The sequence below is a fragment of the Arthrobacter sp. ISL-69 genome (assembly GCF_018613775.1).
Lineage (GTDB): Bacteria > Actinomycetota > Actinomycetes > Actinomycetales > Micrococcaceae > Arthrobacter.
Map to the genome: position 1 here is coordinate 1 of NZ_JAGGPO010000060.1, position 19547 is coordinate 19547.

General features: G+C 64.8%; 15 protein-coding genes. 10 read left to right on the forward strand and 5 right to left on the reverse strand.

Annotation, left to right across the window (positions count from 1 at the left end):
• The first annotated feature begins 189 nt into the window (after positions 1–189).
• Positions 190–1011, forward strand: coding sequence for an alpha/beta fold hydrolase (locus J7I79_RS23760; RefSeq protein ID WP_251043233.1), 822 nt, complete (start codon positions 190–192; stop codon positions 1009–1011).
• A gap of 160 nt (positions 1012–1171) precedes the next feature.
• The gene (locus tag J7I79_RS23765; protein ID WP_214957694.1) at positions 1172–1606 is read left to right on the forward strand and encodes a DUF309 domain-containing protein; all 435 of its coding nucleotides are present in this window, start codon (positions 1172–1174) and stop codon (positions 1604–1606) included.
• Positions 1607–1668: 62 nt separating this feature from the next.
• On the opposite strand, the gene J7I79_RS23770 is transcribed toward J7I79_RS23765, so the two are convergent.
• Entirely contained in the window at positions 1669–7710 is a 6042-nt protein-coding gene (locus J7I79_RS23770; protein ID WP_214957696.1) for an Ig-like domain-containing protein, read from the reverse strand.
• Between the two features lie 209 nt (positions 7711–7919).
• Between J7I79_RS23770 and J7I79_RS23775 the strand changes: the two genes are divergently transcribed.
• Positions 7920–9212, forward strand: coding sequence for a cation:proton antiporter (locus J7I79_RS23775; RefSeq protein ID WP_251043224.1), 1293 nt, complete (start codon positions 7920–7922; stop codon positions 9210–9212).
• A 79-nt stretch (positions 9213–9291) separates the two neighbouring features.
• Here J7I79_RS23775 and J7I79_RS23780 read toward each other — a convergent pair whose 3' ends face one another.
• On the reverse strand, positions 9292–9549 hold the full coding sequence (locus tag J7I79_RS23780) for a hypothetical protein (protein WP_214957698.1): 258 nt from the start codon (positions 9547–9549) through the stop codon (positions 9292–9294).
• 157 nt (positions 9550–9706) lie between these two features.
• On the opposite strand from J7I79_RS23780, the gene J7I79_RS23785 reads away from it, so the two are divergent.
• From J7I79_RS23785 to J7I79_RS23795, 3 genes are all read left to right on the forward strand, one after another.
• Positions 9707–9949 (forward strand): three-helix bundle dimerization domain-containing protein, encoded by a 243-nt coding sequence (locus J7I79_RS23785; RefSeq protein WP_214957699.1) that lies wholly within the window; start codon positions 9707–9709, stop codon positions 9947–9949.
• Positions 9950–10431: 482 nt separating this feature from the next.
• The gene (locus J7I79_RS23790; RefSeq protein WP_214957701.1) at positions 10432–10614 is read left to right on the forward strand and encodes a hypothetical protein; all 183 of its coding nucleotides are present in this window, start codon (positions 10432–10434) and stop codon (positions 10612–10614) included.
• A gap of 68 nt (positions 10615–10682) precedes the next feature.
• On the forward strand, positions 10683–10877 hold the full coding sequence (locus tag J7I79_RS23795) for a hypothetical protein (RefSeq protein WP_214957704.1): 195 nt from the start codon (positions 10683–10685) through the stop codon (positions 10875–10877).
• Positions 10878–10990: 113 nt separating this feature from the next.
• Here the strand turns inward: J7I79_RS23795 and J7I79_RS23800 are convergent, their stop codons facing one another.
• Complete coding sequence (locus J7I79_RS23800) at positions 10991–11167, reverse strand: hypothetical protein (RefSeq protein ID WP_214957705.1); 177 nt, start codon at positions 11165–11167, stop codon at positions 10991–10993.
• A gap of 11 nt (positions 11168–11178) precedes the next feature.
• Between J7I79_RS23800 and J7I79_RS23805 the strand changes: the two genes are divergently transcribed.
• Positions 11179–11544 carry a hypothetical protein gene (locus tag J7I79_RS23805; RefSeq protein WP_214957707.1) on the forward strand — a complete coding sequence of 122 codons (366 nt, stop codon included), beginning with the start codon at positions 11179–11181 and terminating at the stop codon, positions 11542–11544.
• 148 nt (positions 11545–11692) lie between these two features.
• On the opposite strand, the gene J7I79_RS23810 is transcribed toward J7I79_RS23805, so the two are convergent.
• Complete coding sequence (locus tag J7I79_RS23810) at positions 11693–12748, reverse strand: DNA polymerase IV (protein WP_214957764.1); 1056 nt, start codon at positions 12746–12748, stop codon at positions 11693–11695.
• A gap of 199 nt (positions 12749–12947) precedes the next feature.
• Here J7I79_RS23810 and J7I79_RS23815 point away from each other — a divergent pair, with 199 nt between their 5' ends.
• Positions 12948–13760, forward strand: a complete 813-nt coding sequence (locus J7I79_RS23815; RefSeq protein ID WP_214957709.1) for an MBL fold metallo-hydrolase — start codon at positions 12948–12950, stop codon at positions 13758–13760.
• Between the two features lie 72 nt (positions 13761–13832).
• On the opposite strand, the gene J7I79_RS23820 is transcribed toward J7I79_RS23815, so the two are convergent.
• Positions 13833–15809, reverse strand: a complete 1977-nt coding sequence (locus J7I79_RS23820) for an amino acid transporter (RefSeq protein WP_214957711.1) — start codon at positions 15807–15809, stop codon at positions 13833–13835.
• Positions 15810–16132: 323 nt separating this feature from the next.
• Between J7I79_RS23820 and J7I79_RS23825 the strand changes: the two genes are divergently transcribed.
• Positions 16133–18112, forward strand: coding sequence for an amino acid transporter (locus J7I79_RS23825; protein ID WP_214957713.1), 1980 nt, complete (start codon positions 16133–16135; stop codon positions 18110–18112).
• An 82-nt stretch (positions 18113–18194) separates the two neighbouring features.
• Positions 18195–19547 carry a TrkH family potassium uptake protein gene (locus J7I79_RS23830; RefSeq protein WP_214957715.1) on the forward strand — a complete coding sequence of 451 codons (1353 nt, stop codon included), beginning with the start codon at positions 18195–18197 and terminating at the stop codon, positions 19545–19547.

Here is a 19547-nt window from a genome sequence, read left to right on the forward strand (position 1 = left end):
GTGCGCGCCCTCGCAGCCCGGGAGGAAGAGACAACCCATGTCGCTGAACCAACGGATCCCGGAAGCTAGACGCTGGTGTAGAGAATTCGTTGACCGCCGCTCCCATGGTGGGGCTCGAGACCCTCACCGGGGGGTTGGACAGTGAGCAAGACTCGAGTGATCCACACACGGCTAGGTCCTGTGGAAGTCATGTACCGGCCCGGGGACAAGCCGGCCGTACTGTTCTTTCCCGGTGGACATTGCTCTGCCGCCAGCGATTGCGGTTGGAGCCTTTACACGTCAGAAGGGTACGGGGTGCTGGCGTTCTCGCGGCCCGGCTATGGGAACACGGACGTGGGAACCCTGAATGCCGCGGAGTTTGTTCCCGCGGTGGCTGAGTGTTGCCAGGAACTGGGCATCGACCAGACCGCAGCGGCCGTTGGCGTCTCCTTCGGTGGCATGCAGGCCCTTCACGCCGCATTGTCCCTGCCGGAATTGGTGCCGCGACTGGTCCTGCACAGCTGCGCCCCTTCGACGCTCGCGTACCCAGACACCCGCCTCGAATCACTCTTCGGCCCATTGGCTTTCTCTCCGGCCCTGCAGGGCCTTACCTGGGCGATGGTGGCATGTTTCGTCAGGTCCGATGCCGGGCTGCGTCGGATGGTTGGCGCACTATCAAAGACACCAGTGAACAATTGGTGGCATACCTGGTCCATGGAGGACAAACGTCGGGCACGGGACCTGTTCAGCAGGATGCGCTCCGGTCGCGGGTTCGTCAATGATCTGCAGCAGGCCCGACCCGATCGTGCCTCATACCGCCGGCTGGTCCAAACACGGACCGCCTGCCCGACTTTGGTGACCGGCTCACGCCAGGATGCCGGTGTCGCTTTCGCCCACGCTGAGGACTACGCGGACACCATCCCCGGTGCCGTGCTCGTCGAACTGTCGGTGCCTAGCCACCTGTTCTGGCTCGGACCGGCAGGCGAAGAAGCCCAAGCCGCCGTCAATGCCTTCATGGCTTCCCACGCCTAAACGTCTCCTTTGACTTCGGAGCAGCAGGTGTCTTTGATCCGGCGGGGTCGGAGACCTCCGCTGACATGGCCGAGGAGTGACGGATGTTCGAAGGGCCGGGTCGTAGCATTGGGCGTATGAAGGTTCGTAAAGTCCAGGGACGCTCAGGGCGGAAACTGCAATGACCACCGGTGACAGGGATCGGGACGCTTCAAGGCGTCCGCGACAGGCCCGGCCGCGTGACGCGCTGGGCCGGCCGCTGCCGTACGGAAGCGCTGGCGTCGAACCGGTCTCGGAAGAGCCGCTGCCGCCGGCGCAGACTTTGGTCTCAGCCCGGAGTCTGGTGGAAGCCGGCCGGCCCTTCGCCGCCCATGAGGTACTCGAGGCCCGCTGGAAAGCCGGGCCGGCCGAAGAACGCAACCTCTGGCAAGGACTCGCCCAAATCTGCGTCGGGCTGACACACGCCGCCCGGGGTAACAGCGTTGGCGCGCTCCGGCTTTTCGAACGCGGTGCGGCCCGCCTCGAGGAGTACGGTTCCGGGGAAGGGCCGACCTACGGGCTCGACTTGTCCGCCGTTGTGAATTGCGCACGCGATCGGATGCACACCGGCCACTGAGATGCCGACCAACACCCTCGCGGCCGGCCTGTGTGACATATTCGGCAGATCCGGAAACTGCATCAGCAGGCCGGGACCCCCGAATCCACGGGCCCGTCGGTCGGACGGATCCAGAGGTTGTTGATCACCTTGTACCAAACATTGCTAGTGGCCCCCGTGGGCCGGCCGGTGGCTCCGTCGTAGATGGTGTACGCGGCACCGGTGGTTACGCACTGGACCTGCACGCGGGAGCCCTGGGCCACGAACGTTCCGCCTCCGGCGGCGCAGTTCGCCGGCGTGTCTGACGCTGAAGTGCCGTTTGTGGGCCATTCGCAGGTGCCGGGGCTGGCCGAACCGTTATCCACCGTGAGGTACTTCGCGGGCGCTGTCCTTCCGGTCGCCGACACAGCCGTGCGCTGTCCGAGGTCGTCTACGACAGTGACTGTGATGGAGATGGACTGGTCGTACCCGTTCCCTGTGGTGACAGATCCTCCTCCTGCCCCCAACGCGCCCGACTTCCCGTCGGACGACTGGTATTCCAGCGCCACGACCTGGCGCCCGTTGTTGACCACGGCACCGACATCGAACCTCACCGTCGTGGTGACCGTAACGGGGTTGATGCTCGCGGCGTGCGGCTGGCCATACGGCGCCACCTGATTGGAGTTGGTGACCGGGCCTTCGTAGGTTGCGCCATCCATGCTGTTCACGGCCCGCACGCCAATGGTGTAATTGCCGTTATTGGGCACGCCCGTGCGGATGACCCTGTCCGAGGGCACGGTTTGGAAGGCGCTTCCGTTGACCTGGTACTGGTAGCTCGGGGTTGCGCCGTTGCCCGCGGCCGCCCCAAAGGAAAGCTGCACCGCGTTGTCGAGCGGATCGGCACGGACACTGGGAACGGCGCCGGGAGTGCCGAATGCGCGGCGGGGGTCCGAGGGCGGGCTGGCCGCCGAAGTGCCTGCCTTGTTCTTGGCCACCACCGTGAAGGAGTAATCGCTGGTGGAGTTGCTGACTGTCACGGGCACGCTCAACTGGCTGCCGGACACCGTTCTGCTTGTAACGGTGGATCCTCCCTGAACGGCATTCACGGTGTACGTGTCGATGGAGGCTCCGTTGTCTGCCGCGGGAGCCCATGACACCACCATGATCGATTCCGAGCCGCCCGAAGTGGAACGGGTAACGGTCGGCTTGCCCGGGGCGCCGGGTACACCGGCGGGGATGACCGTCTCTGAATAGGGGCTCCATTCCGAGGGGTCCGGCGCCTTGTTGGAGGCTTGGATCCTGACTTGGTAGGGCGTCCCGTTCTGCAGGCCCGACCATTGGTAGGACGTGCCCGTGAGGTTGCTTGCCCTGATGTTTCCGGCGGGTGGCGCCGGGGAGATCTCCAGGTTGTAGCTCTCCACCGGTGAACCGGGGCTGTTCGGCGGAACCCAGTTCACCGTGAGGGACCGATCGCCAAAAACGAGCGTCGGAGCTGCCGGGGTGTCCGGCTTGGCATCCGGGCGGGCAGGCGCGGAAGCAGGAGACGGCGCGGAGTCGCCAACTTCGTTCGTGGCCACCACCGTGAAGGTGTATTCGACATTGTTGGTCAGGCCCGTGAGGGTGCAGGTGGTGGCGGGACACTGCTGGGAGAACCCTCGGCTGCCGCTGACCTTGTACGCGGTGATCGCTGCACCGTTGTTGGCGGGAGGCGACCAGTTGAGGACAACAGTGCGGTCACGCACCTCGCCGACCGTCGGCGTCGACGGAGCATCCGGTTTGTCCTTGACTGTGAGCCGGATGCGGCCGTCGATTTCGCGTTCGGCGTCCTGGGTCTTGTCCTGGACCCGGTAGCGGACCACCATGGTGCCCACGAACTTCTCTGCGGGCGTGACGATGACTGCATCGCCGTCCACAGCGGCCGTACCGGTTCCGGTTTCGACGGCGGCGCTGAGGATTTTCAGCGGTTCCTCCGGGAACGGGTTGATATCGTTGTCCAGCACCTGCACCCGCTGGGACTGTCCGGCCCGGGCGCCGGCGATGACGTCGTCGTTGGCCGACGCCAGAGGACGTTTGGACGCAACCACGCGGACGTCCACGGCACCCGCAACAGGTGCGCTGCGCCCGTCCGACACGGTGACCGGGACCGAGAGTGTACTGCCCTTGGCTGCGCCATCGACGGTGGCTTTGAAGAGGCTGCCGTCCAGTGCGACCTTGATCCCGGCTGGCGGCGTGCCTTGCAGCGCGAAGGTGAGTTTGTCCTTGTCTCCTTCGTCGATGTCAGAGGCAACGTCGCGCAGCTCCAGGCTGGAGTCCTCGCCCACTGCAGCCTCGAGGGTGCTCGAGGGGATCGTTGGAGGATGGTTGCGGGTGGGGTCGGGCAGGACCGTGATGCCGATCGTGAGTACCGACGTGCGCCCGTCAGGGTCGTCGACGCTGGCGCCGTCGGTAACCTCGAGGGAAACAGCCGCCGGGCCGGTGTAGTCGTCGGCAGAGGTGAACACGATGGTGGTCGCGTCCTTCACCAGCGGCGCTCCGTTGGAAGCGACAGCTTGCACCTTCGAGTCCTGGGTGATGCGGGGACTCTTGCCGGGCCGGACAACCACCAGGTCCTGCAGGTTCAGGGTCAGCTGCTGGCCGCTGAGAACTTCCAGCGGGGCAGTGCTCCGCAGCGCGGGTGCCTGCCCGTCGAGGCCGGGAACAAGGATGAACGCCGTCGAGCTGAGATTGTCGATGTCGGTGACGGTATACGCGATGATTTGCGGTTGGTCCGCGAGCCGCACGGAAACTTTGCCCGGGCCGGAGATGCCCGCCGTCGGTGCGCCCTCCGGGAAAGTTATCCGCAGTTCGCTTGCCACCCCGTCCGGGTCTTCGTCGTTCTTCAGAATGGGAACTTCGATGACCGTCTTGCCCAGGGTCTCGGCGAACGTCACGCGGTCGTCCCGGGCGATGGGCGCCAGAGCAGCAGCATCGCTGCGCACCTGGACCTTAAGGGTGCCGACGGCGGTGCCGCCTCGGCCATCGCTGATCTCGTACCTGACGATCGCCGTCGCGGAGGTCCCGGCAGGCGACGGGGCAGTGAGCTGCACCCGTCCGTCGATGACGTCGGCCTTCAATTCCGCGGCAGCTTCCAGCCGGTTGGCTGCGAGGGTGACGTTGTCGCCGTCGGGATCAGAGTCATTGGCCAGCACGTCCACTGCCACGTGGCGGCCCGGGAGAACGGTGATGCTGTCCTCAACGGCCGTCGGACTCTGGTTGGATCCAGGCGCGGGGGCGATGCCCACCGCCACCAGCGCTGTGGATCGTGCCCCGTACCGGTCCTCAACAACATAGGAGAAGCTGTCCTGCCCTGAGGCGTTAGTCGGCGCCGTGTATTCCACGTAGCTGGCACCCACCACCGCTGTTCCCTTGCGCGGCGCCTGCTCCAGTCCCACCAAGGTGACCGAGTCGCCGTCGGGATCAATGCCGTCCAAGGGAATGGCGATCCTCGTCGTGTTGCCGGCGACAACACGACCGGTGACATGCTGGGGAAGCGGCCTGGAGTTCGTGCCCTCTCCCCGAATGTGGATGGTGACCTGCGCCGAGTCTTCCTGCCCGTCCGGGCCGGTGACTGCGTAGATGGCGTGTACCGTTCCTCCTGCTCCGCCTGCCTTAAAGCGCAGCACGTCCCCCGATACGGCAAGGAGGCCCTGGGCGGGGTCGATTCCCTGCACGAGGACCGGCTTGAGCTGAAGCTTGGCGCCATTGGGGTGGGAGTCATTGGCGAGGACGGCGATGGTGGAGACGTCGTTCGCCCGGACGGTGATTTCATCCGGGGCTGCGACGGGCGGGACCAGTTTGGCGGGCGCCGGAATGGGCAGGATGGTGACTTCGCCGGTGGCGGAGGCAATGCCGTTGGACACTGTGTAGGTCAGGCTGGTGGGCGCGCTGAGACCCCGGACGTCGGTGATGCGCAGGATGTGGTGGTCCAGGACGGCAACCGAGACCGCCGAGTTCCCGGGCAGGCCCACGGATTGGATGACAAGGACGCCGCCGGCCGGGTCGGAGTCGTTGGCGAGCGCGTCCAGCAGCACTTCGCCGCCCACCGGCAGCAGCGCCAGATCCGCGACCGCCACGGGCTCACCCTCCTCTCCGGCTGCGTTGACGTCGATCCTCACGAGCCCTTCAGAGCTGTCCGGTCCGTTCGTTACCAGGTACGTCACGTAGTAGGTTCCAGGGTTTTTCGCACGGAAGGTGAAGGTCCCGGCCTGGTAATCAGGGGTGACTGCCTGCTCCGGAGGTCCTGCCACGCGGGTCAACCGGAGTCCTTCTCCGGTCGGATCCGTGTCATTTTTCAACGGAGAGACCAGGATGTCCTGCCCTGCGACGCCCGAAACGTGGTCTGCGTTTGCCTTCGGCGGAAGGTTGCCCTTGGCACGGACGTCCACAACCACCGTGCCCTCGGACTGGTCACGGCCGTCGGAGACAGTGACTGCTACTTCCTTCTTGCCCAGGCTTGCCCCCACGTCCTGGAACGTCAGGAGGCCGTCGGCCCGGGTCCGCACCTGGTCGCCGTCGCTCGTGGCGCGGGCACCCAGCAGCAGCAGGTCGTCGCCGTCGGGGTCCATCCAGTCGGTGAGGACGTTCTGGGAGATGCTTTTGCCCTGTTCCAGGATGATCGTGGGCACCCGTTTTTGCTTCGGCGCCTCGTTGCTGGCAGGGTCCTTGACGGTCAAGGTGACCTTGGCGCCACCGGTGCCGCCGCGGCCGTCACTGGCTTGGTATTGGAACTGCGACGTGCCGGTGGCGTCGGCCGGAACCTTCACTTGCAGGCCGGTTCCGTTATAGACAGCCTGCACGGTACCGACGGCGGGGTTGTTGCCTTGGACCTGCGCGGTGAGGACGTCGCCGTCGGGGTCGGAGTCGTTGTCCAGGACCGGCAGGAGGGTGGTCCGGCCGGGGCGGACTCCGAACTGGTCGTCAACGGCGGAGGGCGGCCGGTTCTCTTTGGTGCGGTCCGGGAGGGTATTCACCGGGTTGTCATCAGCAGCCGGTTCGTCCTGGTCCTCGGTCTTGTCCGGCGGCGGAATGATGTCGTCCCAGTTGGCTACAAGCCTCATGTTCTCGGTGACCAGCCAGATGTTGCCCGTGGTGACATCGTTGAGGACCACGAGGTCCCGGTTCACCCGGAAAACGAGGTTGGACCGGGCGCTCGCGCCAGGGATATCGGCGTTGCTGTTATCAGCGGGGTTCGTGCATTCGCGGAGGTATTTGCCTGCGCCGGACCAGGCCGCATAGACGCAATCGTTGACGTGGACGGGAGTGGCGGGGGTTCCGGAGGCTCCGAGTTCCACAATGGTTGCGGCTGAGCCGTCCAGAGGCTGCTTGATCAGGCCGGTCTTGGTGGAGACGGCAACGAAGTCGGAGGAGGGCCCGCTCTGCTGCAGTTTTGCATCCTTGGCGTCGGGCAACTGCGCCTGGCGACCGCCGGGAAGGTGGAGTGTTCCGTTCCCGGGCTCGAATAGGACCGGCTTGTCCCCCACTGCGGCGATCTGCAGGTCTTCGACGTCGCGGATGGCCTCAAACTGGACGGTGTCCCGGGAGTCCACCCCGCCGGTCGCGTTCACGCGGAGGGAGGTCACCTCCCCGCGTGCGGGATCCGCGGCGTGGACGACGTCGTCAGTTCCTACCGTCGCGACGATTCCCTCGGCGTCGGTAACCACGGGTTCCTGGGTGTCGTAGTCGATGGAACCCAGCATGTTGCTCTGCGTCACCCAGAGACGGCCCGAGCTCGGATCAGCCACGGCAACCGCTTTTTCCCCGAAGGCCGGGACCGCGGTTCCCGGAAGCTGCTGGGGCTGCTCAAGAGTGACGCTGGAGACCTTGACCCTGCCCAACGAGGCATTGCCGCGATCCGAGACGAGCACACTGCTGCTGTGTTGGAGGACATCGAAGTCGCCACTGGCTGCCATGAGGCCGCCGTCCAGGGTTTTCGACTGGAAGTTCAGGTGGCCCACAAGGTTCTTGCCAGAATTGGTCACCCACACACCGCCGTCGTTCAGGTCTACGTGCGTGGTGGTGAACCCTGGGTGGATAACTGCCGTTGCAACAAGCAGTCCAACTGCGGAAAACGTTGTTGCCGCTGCCAGTGCCCGTTGTTTTGCGCGCACCCATGAACGAAGCCGCATCTGTCCCCCAGTCTCATTATTAGCCCGAAGCCAATATACGCGGGTCGGACCCCACGTTGGCGCCGAGGACGGCAATAGTACGGTCATGGGGTAATCCAGCCTTGGCTACATACAGTTCCAATGCTGAGTGGTCCTGCTGGGGCATTTGGCGGTTGGCTGTTATGGCGCCACCGCTTAGGGTGGCGGTAGCTTTGGATTACCTTTCCAAGGAAGCAGCCGAGGTGCCGGAGGTACCGCTGATGCAAGGGTTGTCCACATCATTGGTTCTGATCGCCTTGCTGGCTGTCGCAGCGCCCCTTGCGGCCCGCTTTCTTGACCGTGTGGTTAAGGTGCCGATCGTGGTGTTCGAGATTGTCCTCGGAATCCTGCTCGGCCCCAGCCTGTTGGGGTGGATACAATCCACCGAGTTCACGGATACGCTGGCCGAATTCGGGCTGGCCATGCTCTTCTTCGTTGCCGGCAACGAGATTGATTTCGCCCTGATCCGCGGCCGGCCCGCCAACCGTGCGTCTGCTGGCTGGGTAATCTCCTTGGCGGCAGGCATTGGCGCCGGCGTCGTCCTGGCCCCCACACCGGAGGCTGCCGTGATCATCGGCGTCGCATTGTGCTCCACAGCTTTGGGCGCGCTGCTGCCTATCCTTCGCGACGCCGGCGAATCGAAATCGCCGATCGGCATCGCGGTCACCGCACTGGGTGCGGCTGGTGAGTTTGGTCCTCTGGTTGCGATCTCACTGTTCTTTAGTGGCAGGCAGTTGGGACCGGCAACAGCAGTACTTCTCGGGTTTGTTCTCCTGACCGGCCTGGCGATTTATCTCGCCTCCCGCGCACGGCACTCACTGCTCCACTCCCAGGTCACCAGGACCCTCCACACCAGCGGCCAGTTCGCCGTCCGGTCCATCATGTTTATCCTCAGCGTGCTCGTTGTGCTGAGCATGGTTCTGGGACTCGACATGCTGCTGGGTGCATTCGCCGCCGGAGTCCTCTGGAAGGTTGCCATCGCGCGCGCTCCCGAACAGGACCGGAAGGTCATCGAGACGAAAATCGACGCCATCGCGTTCGGATTCCTGGTGCCGATCTTCTTTATCGACACCGGAATAGACTTCGACCTACGCGCCCTCACCGCAAGCCCAGCCGCTCTCGCACTGGTGCCCCTGTTCCTGCTCCTCCTGCTCATCATCCGTGGCCTGCCGTCGCTGCTCGCGGCTCCCCCCAACTCCATCCCCGCCAATAAACGGGCCGTCATGCTGTTTGGGGCAACAGGATTGCCGATTATCGTGGCGGTGACAGGCATCGGCCGGGACGAGGGGCTGATCACAGGCGGAATCGCGTCGGCGCTCGTTGGAGCAGGAATGCTCTCGGTACTCCTGTTTCCCCTGCTCGCACTCCGCCAGCATCAACGCAGACCATCGGGACGCCAACGCGGCACCAGGAAATCCCCTAGGAGACCGGACCAGGCCGACGTCGCCGATGGTGCACCAAAGTGAGCCTCTGGTCCAAAAACCGTCGACGCCGTCACGAACCCCGCCGAGTTCATCGACCGGAGCTCCTAGAACCCTGCCCTCATCAGGCAGCGGCCGATTCCGCGCCCGGGGCCTTCGGTGCGGTGATGCCGCTGCCCACAAGGGCGATCTCAAGGTCTGCCATGTCCAACAAACGCCGCCCGCCCGTCAGCTCGTCCAGGATCCAGAACAGGCCGTAGTCCGGGACCCGCTCGGTCACGCGTCCGCGGTGAACGACGGCACCCTTGTACCGCGCGACGATGAAATCCCCGGCGGCGAGTTCATGGCAGGTACCCACAACAGTTTCTTCACTCATGGTCATGAGTCGCATCCTTTCCGAAGCGTTCCGCTCTCACAGAGTGCACGTTCAAGGTTGCACGAAAGTTTCCGCCGCATGATTTCTTCGTGCCCGCGCCTGGGCCGCGGAAACCCTAAGGAAGCTGATGGACGCCTGCGGCCCCGGACATCAAACTTGTCTGATGGACGACACGGAAAAGCACGATACCATCGCCAAAGTCACTGACCGGCTCGCCGCACGCTATCCTGACGCCCCCCGCTCCCGCGTAGCCCGGGTCGTCGCGGAGGAATACGAATCATTGGATGCCAGCAGGATCCGGACTTACATCCCGACCCTGGTCGAACACGGAGCCAAGAACAGACTCAAACGCGAGTTCGGGGCTGCCCCCGGGCAGATCCTTTCTTTAGATCTTCCTAACGTATGAGTGACCTTCGCGGCTGGCATGCTGGCTGGCCCACGGAAGTGGAATCGAAGCCGCCTGCATTCATTCCAGGGGCTTGAGCCGGTGGTGACGACTTCGTATGGTCCGAGGAGTTGATCCGCGTCAAGGCCTTCTTTGAATCGTTACATTCCTTGACTCGCGCTAACCCATGGGCCAGACTTGGGTCGCAGAAAGCGTTTTCTGGACCGGTCACGGATCCATAGCGCTCGTGGTGGCTAGCACGTATCCGTCAGCCCAAAGTGGTACAGCGGGAAAGCTGCCTCGTCGCCGGCCCGGGGCACCGACACGATGAAGCCGGGGCGCAAGCTTGTGCCTACGGGCAGAAACGGAGATCCATTGAAAACACCATCCGGCACCGCCGCCGAGTCACTGTCCCCCAGCGCAGGTCCTGTCCAGCGCCAAGATCCATCGTCCCCGCCATCCGCAGCCGAGCCGGTTCGCCCATCGTACGGAACCGCTTCCTGATGAGTGTCTCCCCCACCCAGGAAGCAATCCCAACCATTACGCGCCAGGGCGAACTCCAGGCTTCCGGCCTGCTGACCGACGGAATCTCGCCCTGCCTCACGGCGTCGCCGCATCCGGTGTTTGGCTGGCAGCTGAGCCAGCCGGAGGACGCCGAGCCTGCCGCCGCCCGGCAGGCGCCATGAGCAGGAGACGCACGGGGCGGGGGCCCAAAGGAACTCGCGGCCCTCTTCCGCCTGGCCTGGTCGATCTGATGGCGGAGTCGTTCGCAGGATTTGTCGAAGCCGTGCGGCTCATCGACCATCACGTGCACGGCGCGTATGGGGTCGACGGCGACGAAGCACGCTTTCAGAATTCGTTAAACGAGGGCAACAGCGAACTCCTCGCAGAACCGTCGGCGGCCTACGACTCCCAGCTGGGTTTCGCCCTCAGCCGCTGGTGCGCCTAGATCATCGACTAGCCCCGGCACGTCACGGCGGAGCTCTACTGGCGGCGCCGCAGCGAACTCGGCGAACTGGAATCAGCCGACGGATGACTCGGGCAGCCGGAGTCAGTCACTGGCTAATCGATGCCGGCTTCAAGACCGGTGCCATGGTCGATCCACCCGGAATGGCGAAAATTACCGGGGCCACGGTCCACGAGATCGTTCGCCTGGAAACCCTCGCCGAAACCCTGATCCAATCGGACCATGATCCGGGCGGCTACGTGGACGCGTTCACCGGGCTGCTGGCCAACCATCACAAATTGTCGTGGGGGCGAAGTCGGTTCTTGCTTACCGGGCCGGCTTCAGGCACGACCTCACCCGGCCGGCCGACCGCGAGGTAGCTGAGTCCGCGAAGCTGTGGCGGCAGCGGATCGACTCCGGTGGGGCGGCGCGCCTTGATGACCTTACCCTCATCCGTTTCGGCCTGCACTGCGCCATCTCACTCGGGCTTCCACTCCAGCTCCACGTCGGGTTCGGGGACCGGGAGCTAGACCTTGACCAGGCGAACCCCTTGCTTCTGCTCGACTTTCTCCGGTCGGTGGAGGCCAGCAAGGTCCCCGTCCTGCTCCTGCACTGCTACCCGTTCGAGCGTGAGGCCGGCTATCTCGCCCAGGCCTTCGACAACGCCTAACTCGACGTCGGCTTGGCGGTGAACCACGTCGGAGTCCGAAGCCGGAGCCTCATCGATGACGAGTGGTCGGAGGCCGATGCCCGCCGCGTTGTGGAGCTTGTCGCGCGGGACAACGCCCGCAGGGTCTACGGACTGCCATAATACGCCGTCACCAACCGCCGCGCGTCGGCGTATGTCCCTTTCGGGCATCGTCGGGCATCGCCATTTCGGCCCGCAGGCCCAGGAGTCGGATCGGACGGTCCGCTTCGATTCCGGCTGCGAGGTCCAGGGCCAGCGCCAGGATTTCGTTCCGGTCGAATGTCTCGGGAATCTTCTTCGCGTGGGTCTTCGTGAAGAACGGTGCGTACCGAACCTTCAGGGTCAGCCCGACGACGGGCCGTCCTTCGGCCACAACATCCTCAAGGACACGCGCTGTCAGCTCCCTCACGGCGTCGACCACCTGGCCGGGCTCGGTCAGGTCCCGCTGGAAGGTGGTCTCCCGGCTATGCCCTCGGGCAACCCACGGGGTGTCGTCCACAACACTGGCGCCGTCCCCGCGTCCAAGCTCCGCGTACCAGGGACCCATCCTGGGGCCGAATTCCGGGACGAGGTCCTGGGGGTCGGACGCGGCCAGCTCGGCGACTGTGTTGATGCCGAGTTTGGCCAGCCGGCCCGACACCTTGCTTCCAACGCCCCACAGGTCCTTGGTGGGCCGACTGCCCATGACCTCGAGCCAGTTCCCGGCAGTGAGACGGAAGACGCCGGCCGGCTTGCCGAAACCGGTGGCGACCTTGGCCCGGACCAAGGTGTCGCCGATGCCCACGCTGCAATGCAGCCGCGTTCGTTCCAGGACAGCGGCCTGCACCTGCCGGGCGTAGGCTTCCGGATGCTCTGTCTCAGTGCCGACAAAGGCTTCATCCCAACCCAGCACCTGCACGGTGGCGCCGGGCTGCGCGCGCAGGGTAGCCATCACTGTTTCAGACGCCGCGAGGTATGCTTCCTGATCCACGGGCAGGATCACTGCGTCGGGCACTTTCCGGGCGGCAATGCGTAAGGGCATTCCGGAACCCACACCGAACGCCCTGGCTTCATAGGATGCGGTGGACACCACAGCTCGTTCCGTGGGGTCGCCCCGACCGCCGACAATGATCGGCTTGCCCGCAAGCTCCGGCCGCCGGAGCACTTCGACCGCCGCGATGAACTGGTCGAGATCGACGTGCAGCACCCACCGGATTCCGTTCACGCCACCAGTCTGCCCTAAACCTCCCCGGCAAAGCATCGGCCCTCCCCGAGCTTGGCTTGATACCTCAGAGGAACTCTCTTCCTAGGAGGCTTTGGCATGCCATAGCATGGGCACGCCAGCCTGCGGCCGAAGGTGAAGAAGGCGGGAAAGCGGGCCACAAGACGCTTGGAAGGGACCAACCATGCTGATCTGCGCAACCTGCGCCGTCGAACGCGACGAACCCACCCCGGGGCTCTGCCCGATCTGCACCGATGAGCGGCAGTACGTGCCCGAGGACGGACAAAAGTGGCTCACACTGGACGCGCTGGCACGGCAGGGCCAGCAGATCTTGTTGAAGGAGAACGAGCCGGGACTTATCGGGATCAGGACGGAGCCGAAAGTCGGGATCGGCCAGACCGCTCAGCTTGTGGTGACACCCGAGGGTTCGCTGCTGTGGGATCCGGTCGGATATGTCGATGACGGCGCCGTGAACGCAGTGCTCGAGCGAGGCCCGGTCCTGGCGATCGCCGCTAGCCATCCGCACATGTTTGGTGTGCAGGTCGAATGGTCGCACCGGCTCGGCAGCGTCCCCGTACTTGTGGCGGACGCAGACCGGCAATGGCTGGGGCGCAATGATCCGATCATCGAATACTGGTCCGGCAGTCAAACCATCGCCGAAGGATTGACACTGCACCAGACCGGGGGGCACTTCCCCGGCAGCGCAGTGGTGCACTGGGATGCCGGAGCGGCCGGCAGAGGAGTTCTGCTCACCGGCGACAGCGTGTTCCCGAATCCAGACCGTCGCTCCATCGCCTTCATGCGCAGCTACCCGAATCATTTGCCACTATCCGGCGCGGTGGCGTTGCGAATCGCCGCGCAGCTCGGCGAGCTCAAGTTCGACAGGATCTACGGCAACTTCAATAATGTAATCGCGTCCGGAGCCAAGGCGGTTCTCCACGATTCCGCCCAACGGCACGCTGCTTGGGCGCGAGGAGACTTCGACCATTTGACCTGAACCGCCCATCCCCACTCCATAGTGTAGGGAAGCCCGCGCGCCAGGGCGATCAGGGTGCCTCAGCGCGGATAGTCAGCCGACGTGGACCCACGGACGGCGGGTGACGTCGGGTTCTGCTTCCCGCAGAACCTCACGGGTGACCGGGGCGATTTCGCCCTCGCCCAGGAAGAGGAACTTCAGCAGGTTCATGACCGGGTTCCCTTCGGTCCAGCGGAAGTAGATGTGCGGCATCAATCCGGTTACGTCGCGGATGTGCAGGAGCACTGAGGCGATGGTGTTGGGGACCACCGGCGCATGGACCTCCAGGATGGGGTAGCCGTGCCTGGTCACGCCGTGCACCTCCAGCTCCGTTTCAAAATCGGAGGAATCGTCCACAATCACTTCCAGGAACAGCGCCTGATAGTCCACCGGCAAGTGGCTGACTTCAATCGCGGACGTCAGTTTGTCCCGGTAGGCTTCGGCGGTCAGCCGAAGCGGCTCATGGGCAATGATGCCGATGGGGCCGGACAGGGTGGTGGACATGAACTCTAGCGCCTGACGGTCCAGATGGACGTGGGTGGCGTGGAGTTCAAAGGACCGCAGGACGCGTGAGAGCAGGGATATCACGATGATGCCCGCGATGAAGAAGCCGGCGATCCGGATGCCTTCGGGCCGTTCAAAGATGTTCGCAACCGTCGTGTAGATAAAGACCACGGCGATGATCCCGAACCCGAAAGTGCGTTTTCCTTGCTGGCGGCGGCGGGCCGAGAGCGTCACGGCTACCGCTGCCGAGGTCATCAGCACCAGCACGCCGGTGGCGTACGCGCCGCCCTGGGCGTCGACGTCGGCCTCGAACAGCCAGGTGACCAGGAACCCGATCAGGGTGAAGACCAGCACCAGCGGGCGCACAGCCCTGGCCCACCCCGGGGCCATGCCGTACCGGGGAAGGTAGCGGGGCACCAGGTTCAGCAGGCCGGCCATCGCGGACGCGCCGGCAAACCAGAGGATGGCGATGGTGCTGATGTCGTAGGCGGTGCCGAACCCGTGACCAAGATATTCGTGCGCGAGGAACGCCAGCGCGCGTCCGTTGGCTTGGCCGCCGGGCTGGAATTCCTGCTCCGGGATCAGGATCACCGTGGTGAAGCTGGTGGTGATCAGGAACGAACTCATGATCACGGCCGCGGTGGTCAGCAGCCGTCGCGTCCCGGCTATGCGGCCTACAGGGTTGTCCTCCGTGTCGTCCGGGCCGCCACTGACCTGGGGCATCACCGCCACGCCGGTTTCAAAGCCGGACAGGCCCAGCGCGAGCTTGGGGAAGACCAACAGCGCGATGCCAACCACCATGAACGGGTTCCCGTGGGACGTCGTCAGCGCCTGCCACCAGTCAGCAACGGCAACGTGATGGACGAATGCCTCCACAATGGTTGTGGCCACAACTACTACGTTCAGGCCGAGGTATGCGGTGACCAGGACGACGGCGACGCCAATGGCTTCCTTGAACCCGCGCAGGAAGACCGCCGCCAGCAGGGCAAGGAGGAAGAGCGTGACCGGGACGTTCTGTCCCTGGAGCCAGCCGGGAGCAAACGGGTTCTGGATTGCGTGGGCTGTCGCGTCGGCGGCGGACAGCGTCATGGTGATCATGAAGTCCGTGGCGGCGAAACCGAGTAGCACCAGGACCAGCAGCTTGCCGCCCCAGCGCGGCATCAGCCGCTCCAGCATGGCGATAGACCCCTCGCCCCTGTGGCTCTCCCCCGCAACCCGCCGGTAGACGGGCAAGGCGCCGAATAACGTGACAGCCACCAGCACCAGGGTGGCCAGCGGGGAGATGACCCCCGCGGCCAGCGCGGCAATGGCAGGCTGGTAGCCCAGGGTGGAGAAATAGTCCACGCCCGTCAGGCACATCACCTGCCACCACGAGTGTTTCTTCAGATGCGAGTCGCTCACCGCACCCGGGCCCTGATGGATGCCCTTGCTGTCCTGCAGCCCGAACAGCAACCAGCCCCTGAACCTGGCCTTCGCCCCGGGGCGCGGTGCCGAAGGGTCCGCCGGGGGCCTGCTCAGCGTTGTCATCGGTGCCTCTCCACGCGATGCGCACCACCGCGATCACTGCCGACGTTAACACCGGCCGGGCCGGTTGCTTCCGGCAGCGCCTGAATCCTTGCGGAACCTTAACGGCGCCGCGGCCGGGCTGCCAGCCCGGCAGCGCGCTGCCCACCGGTCAGAGGGAACCGCAACGGCCGTGCCGACCGCCCTGCCCGCACGACCGCCGGCGTTAAGAAACCGTAAAGAAAATGCCGAAACACGCATTTGCGCCCTGCCCGGGGACTACGTTGAATCGCCGAGGTGTCGGACGTTTTGGAACAGCTGCGCCCCCGGCAACAGAGGAGACGCACATGAGCGATACAGGCCACCAGACCATTCCCGCAGAAGTCAGACGGCCGGGGCCGCAGACCAGCACTGAAAACGGGCTGGTGCGGTGGTTGCTGAAACACCGGGTCCAGCCGGTGATAGGACCGGAAAGCCCTGAAGACCACGCCCGGCCGCAGGCATGGTGGAAGGTCATGTGCCTGACCGGAGTCGACTACTTCTCCACGCTGTCCTACCTGCCGGCGATCGCAGCCCTCGCCGCAGGAGCCCTGTCCCCGCTGGCTACGCTCCTCATCGTTGCCCTGACGCTCCTGGGAATGCTGCCGATGTACCGCAGGGTCGCCCACGAGAGCCCGCACGGACAGGGGTCGGTGGCGATGCTTGAAAGCCTCCTGCCATTCTGGCGGGGGAAGCTCTTTGTCCTGATCCTGCTCGGATTCGTGGCGACATCCTGGATCATCACCATCACGCTCTCGTCGGCAGATGCCACCGTGCACATGCTGGAGAACCCCTACCTCCCCGAGTTCCTCGACGGACAGGCCGTCCTCATCACTGTGGTCCTGCTGCTGGTATTGGGCGGCGTGTTCCTGCTCGGCTTCAGCGAAGCCGTCGTTGTGGCCATTCCGCTGGTGGCCGTCTTCCTGCTCCTGAACGCGGTGGTCATCCTCGCCGGGGTGGCCAGGGTCATCAGCGATCCCGCAGCCCTGGCCACCTGGACCGGGGACCTCACAGCACGCGGCGGCATCGGGGACATCTTCGGCCCGGCCGTGATTGCCTTCCCGCTGCTGGTCCTCGGACTGTCCGGATTCGAAACCGGCGTCAGCATGATGCCCCTGGTGGCCTCCGACGGCAAGACGACCGAGGAACGCCTTGCCTCCAGGGTGCGGAACACCCGCAAGCTGCTCACGGCGGCCGCTGCCATCATGAGCGTCTACCTCCTGGGCAGCAGCTTCGTCACCACGGTTCTGATCCCGGCCGAGGCGTTCGAAGCGGGGGGTGAGGCCAGCGGACGGGCCCTGGCCTACCTGGCGCACCAGCAAATGGGCGACACCTTCGGCACGGTCTACGACATCAGCAGCATCCTGATTCTGTGGTTTGCGGGCGCGTCGGCAATGGCCGGGCTGATCAACATCGTCCCGCGCTACCTCCCCGCCTACGGCATGGCCCCGGAATGGGGCCGCGCAGTGCGACCAGTAGTCCTCGTGTACACGGCTGTCAGCATCCTGATCACCATCGGCTTCAATGCCGACGTCAACGCCCAGGCCGGCGCGTACGCCACCGGAATCCTGGCCATGATGGTCTCCGGATCCATCGCCGTCACAATCTCCGCCCTCCGGCGCCGCCAACGGTTGGCAGGGGTGGGGTTCGCACTCTTGTCCCTGATCCTGCTCTACGCGCTGGCCGCAAACGTCATCGAGAAGCCCGACGGGCTGACCATCTCTGCCTTCTTTATCCTCGGCATCATCGCCATCTCGCTGGTGTCCCGCGTTGCACGGACCACGGAACTGCGTGCGGATGTGATCAGATTTGACGAGAACGCCCGCCGTTTTATCGCTGACTCCCTGGATTACGACGGCGCACTGAACCTGATCGCCAACCGCCGCCAGGCAGGCGACAACCAGGAGTACTCCGAGAAGGAATATGAGCAACGCGGCCAGAACGCCGTCCCCGGGACCGCCGACGTCGTCTTCCTCGAAATCGACATCATCGACCCCTCCAACTTCGGCGGGACCCTGGACGTGCACGGTGTCGAAGTCGATGGCCACCGTGTCCTGCGGGTCGAAAGCCCGGCCGCCCCCAACGCCATCGCGGCGGTCCTTTTGGCCCTCCGGGACACCGCAGGCGTCATCCCGCACGCGTACTTCGAATGGTCCGAAGGCAACCCGCTTGCCCACCTGATGCGCTATCTCCTCCTGGGCCGCGGCGACACGCCACCGGTTGTGAGAGAGATCCTTCGGAAGCACGAATCGAATCCCGTCCGGCGTCCACGCATCCACGTAGGGTGACGGCGTTCCTGTGAACATTGGTCTTGCAGGCCAAACCCCGCGCGGGTGGCGTCAGGGGATCGCATTCCGGCCCAGGAACGGTATGAGACGGCCGGACGGGCGCTTCAAGCGGTTGCTGCTGCACCCGGTCCGCTCCCTGCCCGTCGGCTTCCTGGCGGTCATCCTGCTGGGTGCAGGCCTGTTACTGCTGCCACAGGCGAGGACCGACGGCGATGTGGATGCGCTGATGCCGGCGCTCTTCACGTCCGTCTCGGCCGTCTGCGTCACGGGTTTGACCACGGTGGACACCTCGACGTTCTGGACGCCTTTCGGCCAGGCGGTCATCCTCGGACTCGTCCAGGTGGGCGGGTTCGGCATCATGACGCTGGCAACGCTGCTCGCGCTGCTCGTCCGCAAGAATCTGGGCCTCCGCGGCCAGTTGGTGGCCCAGTCCGAAACCCAAACCGTGAATTTTGGTGACGTCCGCACCGTGCTCGTCCGGGTGGCGCGAATCATGGGCATCTTTGAGGTGACCACAGCCGCTTTCCTGGCCGTCCGGTTCTGGATCGCCTACGACAGCAGCCCCGTAACTGCCCTCTGGCACGGCATTTTCCACGCCGTCTCGGCATTCAACAACGCCGGGTTCTCCCTCTACAGCGACAACCTGATCGGTGTAGCCCAAGACCCCTGGATCATCGTTCCCATCTGCGCGGCCGTGATCGGCGGCGGACTCGGGTTCCCCGTGATCATCGCCCTGATGCGCGACGGCGTCCGGTTCAAGGTCTGGAACGTCCATGTCCGCCTCACCGTCTACGGAACGCTCGCACTCCTGGTGATGGGTTTCACGCTCTTCGCAGCCTTCGAGTGGAACCGGCCCGAAACTCTAGGCGGGCTCAGTACAGGCGGGAAATTCCTCGCTGCCCTGGCAGGCACTGTATTTCCTCGCACCGCAGGCTTCAACAGCATCGACTACGGCGCCGCAACGCCCGAAACCCTCATGGTCACCAACGTCCTCATGTTCATCGGCGGCGGAAGCGCGGGCACAGCCGGTGGCATCAAAATCACCACCTTCCTGATCCTGGGATTCGCAATCTGGAACGAGGTCCGCGGCCGCGATCAAGTCACCATCGCACACCGGTCCATCAGCTCATCAGCCCAGCGACAGGCCCTCTCCGTCGCCCTGCTTGGCGTTGCCGCCGTCATCGGCGGAACACTGCTGCTCCTCATGCTCACCGACTACAGCCTGGAAAAGGTCCTCTTCGAATCCATCTCCGCGTTCGCCACGGTGGGAGTGAGCACCGGAATCACCTACCACCTGCCGCCCGGTGCCCAATGGGTGCTGATGGCCCTGATGTTCATCGGCCGCATCGGAACCATCACCGTGGCCTCCTCCCTGGCCCTGTCCGCGAAGCCCAGGCTCTATCACTTGCCGGAGGAGAGGCCGATCATCGGGTGA